Annotated in this window: 12 protein-coding genes; 6 read left to right on the top strand and 6 right to left on the bottom strand. The window is 62.5% G+C overall.

The annotated features are described in order from the left end of the window. Positions 1 to 281 precede the first annotated feature (281 nt). Both M2375_RS00060 and M2375_RS00055 read left to right on the top strand, forming a co-directional pair. Positions 282 to 1,118 (top strand): hypothetical protein, encoded by an 837-nt coding sequence (locus M2375_RS00060; protein WP_259163151.1) that lies wholly within the window; start codon positions 282 to 284, stop codon positions 1,116 to 1,118. A 25-nt stretch (positions 1,119 to 1,143) separates the two neighbouring features. After that, the gene (locus tag M2375_RS00055) at positions 1,144 to 1,929 is read left to right on the top strand and encodes a hypothetical protein (protein WP_259163150.1); all 786 of its coding nucleotides are present in this window, start codon (positions 1,144 to 1,146) and stop codon (positions 1,927 to 1,929) included. A gap of 58 nt (positions 1,930 to 1,987) precedes the next feature. Here M2375_RS00055 and M2375_RS00050 read toward each other — a convergent pair whose 3' ends face one another. From M2375_RS00050 to leuC, 3 genes are read right to left on the bottom strand one after another with little or no spacing between them, the layout of a single operon-like run. Beyond that, positions 1,988 to 2,866 carry an alpha/beta fold hydrolase gene (locus M2375_RS00050; RefSeq protein ID WP_259163149.1) on the bottom strand — a complete coding sequence of 293 codons (879 nt, stop codon included), beginning with the start codon at positions 2,864 to 2,866 and terminating at the stop codon, positions 1,988 to 1,990. Next, entirely contained in the window at positions 2,866 to 3,549 is a 684-nt protein-coding gene (gene leuD / locus M2375_RS00045; RefSeq protein WP_259163148.1) for a 3-isopropylmalate dehydratase small subunit, read from the bottom strand. Before leuD ends, M2375_RS00050 begins: the two co-directional genes overlap by 1 nt. Next, positions 3,542 to 4,957: a 3-isopropylmalate dehydratase large subunit gene (gene leuC, locus M2375_RS00040; RefSeq protein ID WP_259163147.1), complete on the bottom strand. Its 1,416-nt coding sequence runs from the start codon at positions 4,955 to 4,957 to the stop codon at positions 3,542 to 3,544. The genes leuD and leuC overlap by 8 nt, the downstream gene beginning before the upstream one ends. Positions 4,958 to 5,054: 97 nt before the next feature. Between leuC and M2375_RS00035 the strand changes: the two genes are divergently transcribed. Further along, positions 5,055 to 5,975 (top strand): LysR family transcriptional regulator, encoded by a 921-nt coding sequence (locus M2375_RS00035; RefSeq protein ID WP_259163146.1) that lies wholly within the window; start codon positions 5,055 to 5,057, stop codon positions 5,973 to 5,975. Positions 5,976 to 6,316: 341 nt separating this feature from the next. Here the strand turns inward: M2375_RS00035 and M2375_RS00030 are convergent, their stop codons facing one another. The 3 genes from M2375_RS00030 to M2375_RS00020 all read right to left on the bottom strand — a co-directional run bounded on the left by M2375_RS00030 (position 6,317) and on the right by M2375_RS00020 (position 10,334). Beyond that, on the bottom strand, positions 6,317 to 6,832 hold the full coding sequence (locus M2375_RS00030; RefSeq protein WP_259163145.1) for a hypothetical protein: 516 nt from the start codon (positions 6,830 to 6,832) through the stop codon (positions 6,317 to 6,319). A 30-nt stretch (positions 6,833 to 6,862) separates the two neighbouring features. Continuing rightward, the gene (locus tag M2375_RS00025) at positions 6,863 to 9,226 is read right to left on the bottom strand and encodes a TonB-dependent hemoglobin/transferrin/lactoferrin family receptor (protein WP_259163144.1); all 2,364 of its coding nucleotides are present in this window, start codon (positions 9,224 to 9,226) and stop codon (positions 6,863 to 6,865) included. A 211-nt stretch (positions 9,227 to 9,437) separates the two neighbouring features. Further along, positions 9,438 to 10,334, bottom strand: coding sequence for a LysR family transcriptional regulator (locus M2375_RS00020; protein ID WP_259163141.1), 897 nt, complete (start codon positions 10,332 to 10,334; stop codon positions 9,438 to 9,440). 192 nt (positions 10,335 to 10,526) lie between these two features. On the opposite strand from M2375_RS00020, the gene M2375_RS00015 reads away from it, so the two are divergent. The 3 genes from M2375_RS00015 to M2375_RS00005 all read left to right on the top strand — a co-directional run bounded on the left by M2375_RS00015 (position 10,527) and on the right by M2375_RS00005 (position 13,766). After that, positions 10,527 to 10,925, top strand: a complete 399-nt coding sequence (locus M2375_RS00015) for a hypothetical protein (protein WP_259163140.1) — start codon at positions 10,527 to 10,529, stop codon at positions 10,923 to 10,925. A 139-nt stretch (positions 10,926 to 11,064) separates the two neighbouring features. After that, positions 11,065 to 12,099, top strand: a complete 1,035-nt coding sequence (locus M2375_RS00010) for a linear amide C-N hydrolase (RefSeq protein ID WP_259163934.1) — start codon at positions 11,065 to 11,067, stop codon at positions 12,097 to 12,099. Positions 12,100 to 12,497: 398 nt separating this feature from the next. After that, the gene (locus M2375_RS00005) at positions 12,498 to 13,766 is read left to right on the top strand and encodes an Ig-like domain-containing protein (RefSeq protein WP_259163139.1); all 1,269 of its coding nucleotides are present in this window, start codon (positions 12,498 to 12,500) and stop codon (positions 13,764 to 13,766) included. Positions 13,767 to 14,003 lie beyond the last annotated feature (237 nt).

Raw genomic sequence — 14,003 nt, 5'->3', positions numbered from 1 at the left:
TGGGTGGGCACGAACGTGCCTCGGCTGTGGGCGGCATAGCCGTAAGTCTGCATAGTCAACTCCAGGGTAGGGCCGCTGGCGCGGCCGGGTGATCCATGGCTTGCATGCTAGAGATTTAGCGGCTTTTGATTGAGCCCTTTAGGGCGCATGCCGCCATGAGCAGGGCTCATGAATGGGGGCGTTGTGTTGACTGACAGCTGACAGCTAATAATCTGAGCGTCGTAATGCCGAGGTACCATCGCAGCCGGGCGCGCGCAAACGATCGACTGACACCACCTCTCATGAAAATCATCTTCAGCCGCAAAGGCTTTGACTCGCAATATGGGGGTGTGCCCAGCCCCATATTGCCGGATGGCACCTTGCTGCCGCTGCCGATCCCTTCAACGCAAGGTCGACCGCTTGGGGACATCCAGAGTTCAGCCGGCCCTCTGCACATGCTGGTCTCGGACCTTACGGGCGGCAAGATCGGACCGGACACCCTGGTCCATCTGGACCCTGATCTTCAGAGCCCTGCGATTCCCAGGTTGGCTGGTTGGCAACCATCGTTGGGGCAGGTGGCGGCGGCTCAAGGTCATCTGGCCCGACAAGGTGTGGGCGAGGGGGATCTGTTCCTTTTCTTCGGCTGGTACCGACAGGCTGAAGTTATCGGTGGGCGGTGGCGGTATGTGCCGGGATCGCCCGACATTCACAGCCTTTTCGGGTGGTTGCAGATCGCTGCGGTGATAGACGCTTGCGCGCCTGATTGCGCGCAACGCTATCCCTGGTTGGAGGACCATCCGCATGTTGCGTTTTCCGACACCATCGGCAAGAGCAATACGATCTACGTTGGGGCGAAGTCCATGCTTGGTGGCCGGTTTCCGGGCGCCGGCGTATTTGCCCACTGGACTGAGCGCCTGCAGTTGACTGTGCCGGGCCGTTCTCGCTCCCTGTGGCGTGTGCCTGACTGGATGGACCCGGATACCTCCGGATTGAAGCTCTCATACCATAACGCTGCAAGCCGCTGGTCGCGGCTAGACGGTACTTTGCACCTTCAGACAGTTGGCAAGGGGCAGGAATTCGTCATGGACACCGCCACCAGTGCTGCCGCGCAAGACTGGCTGGTGTCGTTGATGCAGTAACAACCTGATAGAGAGCACTTGAAAGATGAACAAAGCAATCGGCTACAAGATGACCCACGACACTGGATTTGCTCCTAATCCGTTTCATGGCGCCATCACTCTGGCCACCTGCAAGCCCGCTATACGCCGCACACGCGTCAAGGACGATTGGGTGGCAGGATTCGCCTCCAAGGCGCTGGTTCAGAACGCCCGCGCACACGGCGTGTCCATCCCCTATGGCGGACTCGTGTACCTGATGCAGCTCACCGAGGAGCCTCTGGAGTTATCAGAGTATTTCAACGATGCACGCTTTCTCAAGAAGCGACCGGTTCTGGACTCGCCCGACCCTGAGGTTCGATCGGGTGACAACATCTATTGGCGAGATGCAGATGGGCTGTACCGACAGATCCCTAACAACTCGCACAGGTGCGATGAAGCACTTCATGACACCAGCGGCAAGAACGCGCTGGTCTCCACACGGTTCTGGTACTTTGGTCGGAACTGCTTCGTTCCGCTGGGCGGCTGGAAGCTGTTGATGGGAAGTGAATTATCCAGCGGCCGTACCTTCTATTGCCCGGATCGGTTTGTGGAGGGCGTGCTGGATCAATTTAAGGAGATGGGCATGAAGCCCGGTATCCATGGTCGCCCCTGCATGTGGGATGGAGCTGCAGAAAAGACATGTGGTGACGGGCTTCAGGAACAGGGTGCGCGAAGCGCGTGCTCGCCGCCAAAAAGCAGCGCCCGCATTGCAAGGGTTAGAGACTGCAGTCGGCCAGAAGCTGTCACTCGTGCACCCGGTTCAACCATCCCAGAGCCAACCGCTTGTCGATAGCACCCACCCAAAGAAAAGCCCGCTGATGGCCTCAGCGGGCTTCGCAGTTCCCACCGCATCAGACGGCAAAGAACTCCCGCATCTCCGCCAGCAACTGCGCCGGCTGCTCTTCGGCGATGTAGTGGCCGCAGTCGAGCGCTTTGCCGCTGACGTCGGAGGCCGCCTCGCGCCACAGGTCCAGCACCGGGAAGCAGCGCCCCACAGCGCCTTCCGCGCCCCAGAGCACGCGCAGCGGGGCCGTCACCTGGTGGCGCTTGGCCCTGTCGGCGCGGTCGTGCTCCAGGTCGATGCCTGCGGATGCGCGGTAGTCCTCGCAGATGGCGGTGGCGGTGCCCGGGATGGCAATGCAGCGCAGGTACTCTTGCAGCGCCTCGGGCGTGAAGGCGCCCAGGCCCGCGTGGCGGCGTCCCATCACATCGCGAAGGTAGGCGGCGGGGTCGGCATCAATCAGCCGCTCGGGCAGTGGTGCTGGCTGGATCAGAAAGAACCAGTGCCAGTAGGCCTTGGCAAAGGCTTCCGTCGTTTGCTCGTACATGGCCAAGGTCGGTGCAATGTCCAGCAGCATGGCGCGTTGCACCCGGTCAGGATGGTCCAGCAGCAGTCGGTGGGCTACACGGGCGCCCCGGTCATGCGCGGCGAGGCGGAACTGCGGGAAGCCCAGGTTGGACATCAGCTCGGCCATGTCCTGGGCCATGGTGCGCTTGCTGTAGGCCTCGTTTTGCGGGCTGGCCCCGGGGCGTGCCGAGTCGCCATAGCCTCGCAGGTCGGCGCAGACGACCGTGAATGTCTCGGCCAGCGTCGGTGCCACGCGGTGCCACATCACATGGGTTTGCGGGTGGCCGTGCAGCAGCAGCAGCGCGGGGCCGGAGCCGCCGATGCGGCAACGCAGCACGGTGCCATTGACGGGTACATCGCGGGTGTCAAAACTGTCGAACATCAGGCTTTTCCTCCAAAGCTTGCCGGTTGCTGTGCGCGTGGCGTAGCGCCCAGGTGCTGGCGGGTGCGCAGGGCCACGTCTTTGAGCCAAGGATAGGCCTCCCAGTGGCGCTGCGCAAAATGCCGGATCTCTGCCTGGTACGTCAGCGACATGCCGATCAGGTCTCTGCGCTCCAGCTGCATACGGTGGTGGCGCTCTGACAGGCTGAAGGCGGCATCCACGCTCTGGCTCTTGACCCGGAGCGTCTGGAGGTCGATATGGACATGCGCGGTCTCCAGGCTATGGGCATCGGCCATGAGCTGGGCGATGTCCGGCTCAGGCAGCATGACCAGCAGCAACTGGTTGTTCATCGCATTGGAGTAGAAAATTTCTCCGAAGCTGGGCGCGATGATGGCTTGGATGCCGTACTGCTGCAGCCCCCAGACGGCGTGCTCTCGGCTGGAGCCGCAGCCAAAGTTGGCGCCGGCCACCAGGATTTCAACATCGGCGCGCTCGGGCTGGTTCAGCACAAAGCCTGGGCGCTGCTGGCCTTCGGCATCAAAGCGCAGGTCATACAGCAGGCCTTTGTCCAGCCCGGCCTTGTCGATGCCGTGCAGAAACTGCTTGGGCATGATCTGGTCGGTGTCCAGGTTCTCGATGGCCAGAGCGGCCATCTTGCCGCTCAGGATATGTTGCTCACGCATGCAGGGTCTCCAGACGTCGAACGTCGGTAATGGTGCCGGTGACGGCAGCGGCGGCGGCCATCGCAGGGCTCATCAAGTGGGTGATGGCGCCGCGTCCCTGGCGCCCCTCGAAATTGCGATTGGTGGTGGAGGCGCAGCGCACACCGTCGGCCAGGATGTCGCCATTCATCGCCAGGCACATGGAACAACCCGGCTCTCGCCATTCGAAGCCGGCATCCAGCAGCAGCCTGGCGATGCCTTCTGCTTCTGCTTGCTGCTTGACCGCGCCCGAGCCCGGCACCACCATGGCACGGACCCCTTTGGCGACCTGGCGCCCGCGCACCACCTCGGCGACGGCCCGCAGGTCTTCCATGCGGGCGTTGGTGCAGGAGCCGATGAAGACATGCTGGATGGCGATGCCTTCCAGCGGCGTGCCTGCTGCCAGCCCGGTGTAGCGCAGCGCCTGCTCGGTACTGCGGCGCATCGGCCCAGAGGCCTGCATCGCGGGGTCAGGCACCGCGCCGCCAATGGGCGCCACCTGGTCAGGGCTGGTGCCCCAGGTGACGTGCGGGGGCACGTCGCTGGCGTCAAAACGGTGCTCCACATCGAACACCGCGCCTGCATCGCTGCGCAGGCTGGCCCAGTGCTGCAGGGCGGCTTCCTGCATGGCGCCGCCCAGGTCCGCAGAACGTGCAAGCACATAGTCTGCGGCCTTCTGGTCGGGCGCGATCAAGGCGCCACGCGCTCCCGCCTCCACGGCCATGTTGCACACGGTAAAGCGTGCTTCGATGGACATGGCGTCGAACGCCGTGCCGCAGAACTCGATGACGTGGCCCCGGGCACCTTGGGCACCGATATGCCCGATGACCATGAGAATCAGGTCTTTGGCGGTGGTGCCTACCGGCAGTACGCCATCGATGTGGATGCGCATATCCTTGGCCAGCCGGTACACCAAGGTCTGCGTGGCCAGCACATGCTCGACCTCCGACGTGCCGATGCCAAAGCCCAGCGCGCCCAGCGCACCATAGGTGGTGGTGTGCGAGTCGCCGCAAATGACCACCATGCCGGGCCGGACCATGCCGTGCTCAGGCGCTACGACGTGCTCGATGCCTTGCAGCGCATCCTGGGTGTCGAACAAGGGGATGCCATGCTGCTCGCAGTTCTTGCGCAGGTTGCTGGCCTGCAGCGCTGGCGCGGTATCTCGGATGACGCGGATCACCCCCGGGTCTGTCGGAATGACGTGGCTGACGACGGCCATGTTCTGGCCCGGCATCAGCACCTGACGCCCTTGCGTGTCCAGGCCGGCGAAGGCCTGGGGGCTGGTGTACTCGTTCATCAAATGCAGATCACAGAACAGCAAGACGTTCTGCGCGTCGAGCTGGGCGACGGTATGGGTGTCGACCAGCTTGCGGTAAAGGGTGCGGTGCATGTGGGTGCTCTGTGTCGTTACTTGCCCCCAGTCTCACAGGTGAAGTGAAAATATACAATGCGTGGCAGAGAACGACTTTCGGTCGTTGGAGTTACGAATGGATGGATTTTCTGACATCGCCTTTTTTGCGCTGCTCAGCAAAGAGGGCAGCATGCGCAGCGCCGCCCAGCAGCTGGGTGTCACGGGTCCGGCTGTCAGCAAGCGTCTTGCGGCGCTCGAAGCACGGCTCGGCGCTCGGCTTATGCAGAGAACCACCCGCCGCATGAGCCTCACGCCTGAGGGCGAGCGCTACCTTGTGGAGGGCGCGCGTCTGCTCTTGGAACTCGGTTCGCTGGAGCGCGCCATTGGTGGGGCGGCCGCCGTGCCGCAGGGCCTGGTACGTGTCAATGCCACCTTCGGCTTTGGCCGTCGGCACATTGCGCCTGCGCTGGGAATGTTTGCACGCCGCTTTCCGCAAGTGGAGGTGCAGCTCCAGCTAAGCGACCGTCCTGCCAACCTCCTGGAGGACCGTTTTGACGTGGTCATCCGCATGGGCGATATGCCGGATTCCCGCTGGACGGCCAGAGTGCTGGCACGCAACCGCCGCGTGCTCTGTGCCGCTCCGCGCTATCTGCAAGAGGCGGGGGCGCCATCCACACCGCAGGAGCTGACGCGCCACGCCTGCCTCTTCATCCGCGAGGGCGACGAGGCATTTGGGACTTGGCATCTCCGGCATGGAACGCAGACAGAAACCGTGAAAGTCCGGGGGCCGCTGAGCGCCAACGATGGAGAGGCAGCCACGGCCTGGGCGATGGCGGGGCACGGCATCCTCATGCGCTCAGAGTGGGAGGTCGGCCCACTCGTGCGCGCGGGTCAGCTCCAGCGGGTGCTGCCGGAATGGCGGCTGCCTCCCGCCGACATCTATGTGCAGTTCCATGGTGGCGCCCATCTGCCCGCCAAGACCAAGGCGCTGGTGGACCATCTGGTCGATGTGTTTGCGCCCCAGCGCCCACCGGGAAGGGCGGATGCCAGCTGGTGATTGGTCAAGTCAGGCGAGCGATGGCCTCGCGGGGAACTTGCAAGGGATTGAGCAAGCCCCACAGAGATGCTGACCTTTTGCGCTGCCACCGTTCGTGTCTTGAACTGCTGCACCTCGCTAAAGGGCAGTACGGTGCCCGACGGCGTGGTGACGCTGAACTGCGTAGCGCCGAATGGGACCTCGGACAGCAACAGTTTTTCCGCAAAGCCCGCGTTCACACTGATGGGGGATGTGGGCGGCACATCCAACACACTGGGCAGCAGACAGGGCATGCGGGCCTGGGCGACGTTCAGGCTGAACGCCGCCGCAAGCGCTGCAAACAGGTGGCGCGCTTGAATGGTTTACTGGCCGGCGATATCGGCAGCGTTGACCACGCCGTCGCCGTTGCGGTCGGCGTTCTTGAAGGTCTTGTTCGCGATATCGATTTCTTCTTCGATGCCCAGCTTGCCATCCTTGTTGCTATCGAGAATGCCGAAGCGCACATGGGCCTGCTTGATGCTGCCTTGGTATTGCTGGTCGGGCTGCTTGCCTGCGGCCGCGTATTGGGCCTTGAGGCGTGCCTCGAACTCGGCCACGTATTCGGCCTCGCTCAGCCAGCCATCTTGGTTGGTGTCGGCTGCGACGAAGCGCTGCTTGCGCACGGTGTCGTATTCCTCACGGGTGACGACGCCGTCGCGGTTGGCGTCGTAGCCGCCGATGAAGGCATGGTGGCCGTGGCCGCCAACGGGGGTGGTCGGGCCTTTGGCTTCCGTGCTGGCGGCAGCTCCGGGCGCTGCGGTCTTGGTGTCCTGGCTGGCGCAGGCGGCGAGCAACGCGGCTACTGCAACGGCGGTCATGGCGGCGGAGATTCGGCTCATGCTGGGGTCCTTTCGTGGATGGAGATCGGGTTAGAAATTGACGTTTAGAGAAACAGCGTAGGTGCGGCCCGGGTTGGTCAGCAGTTGGATGTCTCGCTGGTCCTTGGCCACGGCCGGCTGCAGGCTGCGGCTGCTGGCGTAGTCCCAGTAGCGCTTGTCCGTCAGGTTGTAGATGCCGACGTTCAGGCGGGCGTTCTTGTTGATCTGCCAGTAGCCCGACAGATCGAGCAGCGCATAGCCGGGCACGCGGAACTGCTCGATGCTGGCGTCGGCAATATTGCTGCCGGCATTGGTATAGCTTTCGCGGTTGGTGGCCTGGGCCTGTTTGCCGGCGACAAAGGTGCCGGTCATGTTCAAGCCCCAGGCGCGCATGGGCGCGTCATAGCCCACGCCGATGACGGCCTTGCGTGGCTGGACGGTATCCAGCGCCACATCCTTGTCACCCGCGTAGTTGGATTTGGAGGTGCCATGGGCCAGGCCCAGCGCCCAGGTCGAGTACAGGCCCTTGACGGCAGGTGCCCACTGGCCATGGTCCAGACGGGCGCTCATCTCCAGGCCATAGATCGTCGCCTGGTCGCGGTTCTCGGCCTGGTAGATGGTGCCGATGTGCGCAGGCACATTGCTGAACTTGTCAGGCGCCGTCGCGCGGGTGTAGCGGGTGTAGCCGATGAAATCCTTGTAGCGCGTGTAGAAGGTCGATGCATTGAACAGCACGCCGTCGGCGGGCGATCCCTTGACCCCCAGCTCCAAGGCGTTGCTGGTTTCCTGCTTGAGGTTGCTGTTGCCGATCAGCGCGTACTGGGCAGAGCCCGCATAGTTCTGGTCCATGTTCCACGAGCCGAACACTTCACCGGCCGTCGGTGCACGGCCACTGCGCTTGTACTGGGCGTAGGCGGTGAACTTGGGCGTCAGCGCATAGGTCAGGCCCAGGCTCGGGCTCCAGATGGTGCTGCTGAGGTTGCTGTACAGCTTGGCGGCCGCGTCTTCGGTCAACGCGCCTTCGGCAAAATCGCCCAGGTGCTTGGGCTCCACCTTGACCCGGTCAACGCGCAGCGCCGGGATCACGCCCAGGCGCTTGCCGCCCACATCAAAACCGATGTCATCCTGAATAAAGGCCCCCAGGCGCATGGTGTCGGTGTCGGGCTGCGGCTTCATGTAGCCTGGCACGTTCCAGGGGCGCTCCTGGCTCTGCGTCTGCGCGTTCAAGCCAAAGCTGATGCGGTGGCGGTCGATGCGCTTGTCGCCCGTTGTTGAGATGCCCCAGGCCTTGGTCTTGTTTTGCGACTGGTTGTGCGTGACGGCGCCGCTAGCCAGGGTGGTGGTGTCGGTCAGGTCCTTGGTATCGGTGTTCTGGAAGAACAGGCGTGTGTCCAGCTGATCGACCAAGGCGCTGGCAGGTGTCCACAGGTGCGACAGCTGCAGCGTGTTGCGGCTGGTGTCGCTGTCTTGCCTATTGCTTTGCGTGATAGTGCTGTTGTCGCTGCTCCAGCCATAGAACTGGTTGCGGTTGCTGCGGCGGTACAGGTCGGCCGACAGCTCCAGGCGGTTCTCCGCATCGATCTGCAGGCCGCCTTTCATCAGCAGTGCGTTGGAATGCCAATCTTCCGGCGATGCCTTGATGCCCAGGGCACTGTTGTTCTGCGTCTCCTTGCCATCGCGGCGCGAGAAGGCGATCAGGCCATCCAGGCTGCCCGATTTGCCGGCTGCGGTGAAGCTCTCATTCCAGGAATGGTCGGCCGAATCAAAGCCGAGCTTGCCGCCGAAGTAGCGGGTGTTGCCATTGCGCAAGAAGTCGCTGGCCGACTTGGTCTTGAAGCTGACGGCGCCACCAATGCCGCCCGCTGCGCGCCGGGCCGTGGTGGTGCCCGACTGGATGCCGACCGAGGAGAACATCTCCGGGTCAATAAAGTCGCGGCCAATGCCAAAGCTGTTGCTGCCGGCGCGGCTCACATAGGGGCGGGTGCTGGCATCGGGCATTTCAATGCCGTCCACATCCATGCCGATGCGGTTGCCCTCGATACCGCGAATGTTGTAGCCCGTGGTGCCCGAGCGGTCAAAGCTGCTGCGGTTGCGGCTGGTGCCCGATGCCGTGCCGGGGGCCGACACCAGGGGCTGGTAGCGCGCAATGTCCGCCATGCTGTTGGCTTTTTCCAGCTCCTCGCCGGTGATCACCGTGATCGTGCCGGGGGCCTTTTCAGCTTTGCCCAGCACCGTCACTTGCGGCATCGTCGATTCGGCCTGTGCCAGTTGCACAGACGGTTCCGGGGCAACCTGCTGCCCCATGGCACCGGCTGATGCCAGTGCCGCTACAGCGGCGGCAAGGTAACGGGGTTGGAAAGTAGCAGTGGCGCGCGCAGGGAGATGCTGCGCCTTGGAAGCGGTGCGAGAAGCCATAGGGTCTAGCCAGATAAAGCGAGAAGGGAAGGAAAGACGGCTGGCTACTGACCCGTGCTGCATGCGGATGATGCAGGCTCAAGGCAAGGTGTTGTTATTGCTGGCGCTTGAAAAATGCCATTCTATATGAAAATGATTATCATTTACGATTGTTTTCAGGCGTAGCCATTTTGGGAGAACGCTCTCTAAGGCTGCACTGGCACTGGCGGTGTCAGTGTTCGTGGTGGCGCAGCGCATCTACTACCACCCGCATCGCGGGCGACATGCCGCGCCGGTGCGGGTAGTAGAGGTGGTAGCCGCTGAAGGGCGGGCACCAGTCATCCAGCACCCGCAGCAACTCGCCCTGCGCCAGGTGGGGCGCTGCCATGTCCTCGGGCACATAGGTGAGGCCGTAACCGGCCAGCGCGGCGCGCAGCATGGGCCGGCTGCCGTTGAACACCCATTGCCCCTGCACCCGCACCTGTACCGCATTGCCGTCTTTCTCCAGCTCCCAGGCCATCAGGCCGCCATGGGTGGGCAGGCGCAGGGTGATGCACTGGTGGGCCGCCAAATCCTGCGGCGTTTGCGGCGCGGGCATGCGCTCCAGGTACGAAGGCGCTGCGACCACGGCCATGCGCCAGTCGGGCCCGATGCGCACCGCGACCATGTCCTTGGCCACCTGCTCGCCCAGGCGCACCCCCATGTCAAAACGCTGCGCGACGATGTCGCCCAGGCCATAGTCGACATGGATCTCGATGGCGATATCCGGGTAGCGCTGCATAACGGCCGACAGCTTGGGCCACAGCACGGTGTTGGCCGCATGCTCGGCAGTGGTGATCCGGACATGGCCGCGTGGTGTGTCCCGAAAATCGCTCAGCGCTGCGACGCCCGATTCAATCTCGTCAAACCCCGGGCCAATGCGGGCCAGCAGGTAGCTGCCCGCCTCGGTGGGCGAGACGCTGCGCGTGGTGCGGCTGAGCAGGCGCAGGCCCATGTGCGTCTCCAAACCCCGGATGGTATGGCTGAGCGCCGATTGCGACACGCCCAGCTGCGCGGCGGCCTTGGTGAAGCTGCCTTCCCGCGCTACCGCGACAAAGGCCAGCAAGTCATTGATGTTTTCGCGCGGCATGGAAAGGTCCTGCGTGGGGCGTCTGGCCGGTGGTGGAGGTCGATGTCATAGAGTGGGTTGATCAGGCTATATGGAATATGATCAACTTGCTGATAACGCGGTCGGAGCGCAGTCCGCTTTGCCTGTCTGCAGCGCAGACAGGGAACGGCGCACCTGATCGCCCCGAAAAATTCAATGAGAGGATATGACACCATGAAAAAGTCTGCTGCGCGCCACCTGCCATCCGTGGTTCTTGCCACTGTCTTGGGCGGTCTGGCCTTTGCCGCTTCTGCCGCATCGATGACGTTTTTGAACCAGACCATCACCGCCAGCGTGCCCACTAAGGATGTGCCGGCACTGCGCAAAGCCGTGGGCGATGTGCTGAACAACGCTGCCGACAAAAGCACCACGCAGTGGACCAGCAGCCAGGGCCCGCGCAACCGCCAGGTGCAGATGGCCCTGACGCCCCTGCAAACCAGCCAGACCCAGAAGGCCGATACCTGCCGCCTGCTGAATGTGGAAGCCAGCCGGCCCCATGGCAAGCTCAAGGAGGAGTGGCAGTTCTGGTTCTGCAAGCAGCCCAACGGAACCTGGAAGGCCAGCGCCCAGTAACAATGCAGCGGCTCGCACTTGCCCGACTCGGTAGGCGCGGCCTGCTGGCTTGTCTGACAGAGCCAATCAACCGATGGGAGGGAGATTTCCAATGACGCATAAAAAGAATCGACGGACTGCGCGCCAGCTGGGGGTGGCCATGCTGGCAGGCGTGCTGAGCCTGAGCACCATCAGCAGCGCCATTGCCTGCACGCGGGTGGTCTACCTGGGCGCCAATGACCAGGTGATCACCGCGCGCTCGATGGACTGGAAGAGCGATATCACCAGCAATCTGTGGGTGCTGCCGCGTGGCATGGCGCGCAGTGGCGAGGCGGGGCCCAACTCGCTGCGCTGGACTTCGCGCTACGGCAGCGTGGTGACCTCGGGCTATGACATCTCGACCACCGATGGCGTCAATGAAGCGGGTTTGAGCGCCAACCTGCTGTGGCTGGTGGAGTCGCAATACCCCAAGTTTGATGACAAGAGCAAACCAGGGCTGACGATTGCCGCCTGGGCCCAGTATGTGCTCGACAACTTCGCGACGGTGGCCGAGGCCGTGAAGGCGTTGGAGCAGCAGCCCTTTACCATCGTTTCTGATAACGTGCCCGGCGAAGACCGGCTCACGACCTTGCACCTGTCGATGTCGGATGCCAGTGGCGACAGCGCCATCGTGGAATACATTGGCGGCCGCCAGGTCATCCACCACAGCCGCAGCTACCAGGTGATGACCAACTCGCCGCTTTTTGACCAGCAGCTGGCACTGAACAGCTACTGGAAGCAGATTGGCGGCACGGTGATGCTGCCCGGCACCAACCGCGCCGCAGACCGCTTTGCGCGCGCTGCCTTCTACATCAATGCCGTGCCCCAGGACCAGGAGCCCAACCTGGCGTTGGCAAGCGTGTTCAGCGTGATTCGCAATGTCTCGGTGCCCTATGGCCTGACGACGCCGGGCGAGCCCAATATCTCGTCTACCCGCTGGCGCACGGTGTTTGACCACAAACGCAAGCTGTACTTCTTCGAATCCGCCCTCACGCCCAATACCTTCTGGGTGGACCTGAATGCGCTGAACTTCAGCCACGACAGCGGCAAGGTGATGAAGCTCGATCTGGGGCCCAACCAGAACCATGCCTTTGCCGGCGATGCCACTGCCTCGTTCCAGCCTGCGCAGGCCTTCAAGTTTCTGGGAATTCGCTAAAGCAGCACGGCCGAATCGCTTGCAGCAGGCGAGTGGCAAGCAAGGCGGCCGGCCGTTTCCATTTATTTTTGTTGCATTAGAGCCGCTTTGCAAAAGGTTCGGTGTGTCTGCGCCATAGGCCGGGACCGAAGTCGTATCCCCAGCGCTCCAGATCACAGGCCTTGTGAACGAAACAAAAAAAATACATTTACACTATATTACTGTCGGTTCGACAGTCAGCGGCCCCAGGTGATTCACCTTGTTTGACCTTCGTTTTGGGCTTCTTGACGAATTGCAAAATAGACTCTGACTTTTGCTTTATTGACTCGATCATTTGTATTGATCATGCCTCATACCATTGCCAAGGACGTTATATGACTCGTCAGCGAAGTGCCCGAAACCTCCTGGTTTCCTCGGCCATGTTGCTCGCCACTTCGGGCATCTTTGCTCAGGGCCTCATCACGGTGTACCAAAACGATTTTGAAACGCCCAACGCGGCCCAACTGGCGGTTGAAATCTGTCGGGATGGCGGGGGTACACCAACGAACAGTTCCTACGGAACTCTCTCCCAGAACTATGACGATGCGGCCAACGGCTTCATCTTCCAGCAAATCAATACGGCCGATCGCTTGTGCACCAAGTCGATCAATAACGCCAGCGCCAACCCGACGCATACACCCGCCTGGCAGGGGACAGGCTATGCCGACGACCTGAGGCCAGCCAACAAGTTCGCGGGCGGCATAGTGCGCCAATCCGGCGACCACCGGTACATCGAAACCGTGGGCCTGGTTTTTCCGACCCAAGGCCAGCAGTTCATGAACCTGTCCATGGATTGGTCGGGACTTGCCATGCAGCTGGCAGGCGAAGACCCGACGAATCCCACCGGCTTCTACAACAAGCTGTGGGTCAATCGCCCCAACAAAGACTACGCCGTCAAGTTCCGCTTCTTCAAGCTGGAAGCCAGTGACAGCCTGAGCTTGGTGGACGGCGGCGCAGCGGAAGCCGTGGTGCAAGTCAATGGGGTGCCAGCCACTGCCGTTCGCACTGAGGTGTTTCCGTTTTCGACCACCTCGGCGACAGGCCTGTCCTTTGACTGGCATGCCATGCAGTATGTGCTGGACATGGGCGCGATGGGCTTTAACAGCCCCTCCCAGCGCCTGGGCGTGGTGTGGGCGCTCGATTCGGACAACTCGTATGCAGCCTTCGACAACATTTTGGTGACCGCCTCCCAGGTTCCCGCGACCGAGGTGGTCAAGGGGGTGGATGACGAACACACGCTGCCCACGATCTCGGACGCGTTCGCCATTCCTGATATCACCACCAACGACTACGTGCAAGGTGGCGGCACATCAATCAACAAGGCATCCGTCCAATTGCTGAGCGCTCCCCAGTATGGGACGCTGAGCATCCCCGATCCCAGCCACCCCGAGTTGATCCTCTACACCCCTGATGGCGTCTACTTTGGCGATGTGTCCTTCCAGTATTCGGTCTGCGACACCTCGACCCCGACACCCGCCTGCACCGACCAGCCCGTCACCGTGACCCTGCACATCCCTGCCAAGGTCATCCCACCCGAGCCGGGAGTGGCCACCCCCGTCCCAGGCCTGGCAGGCTGGGGCCTGGGGCTGCTGTCGATGCTGACGATAGGCGTTGCTGGCGTCTTCAGCAGAAGGCAAAAAGCAGCCTAGCAACCCAGCCCTCTACGGAGGGCTTTTTCATGCCCGCTTGGCAAACAGCGAACATGGAAGAGGGCGGTGCCGCAGGTGGGCACAAAGACAGAGATGGAGATCTATGAGGTGAAGGCTGATCGCGTCGGGGCAGCATCACCCCAGCCAAGCCAAGCCAAGCCAAGCCAAGCCAAGCCAAGCCAAGCCAAGCCAAGCCAAGCCAAGCCAAGCCAAGCCAAGCCAAGCCAAGCCAAGCCA

This window comes from Comamonas sp. BIGb0152, assembly GCF_024809975.1.
In the GTDB taxonomy this organism is placed as follows: domain Bacteria; phylum Pseudomonadota; class Gammaproteobacteria; order Burkholderiales; family Burkholderiaceae_C; genus Comamonas.
The sequence above is the reverse complement of the archived record's forward strand: the minus strand, read 5'-3'. Positions and strand labels throughout refer to the sequence as shown.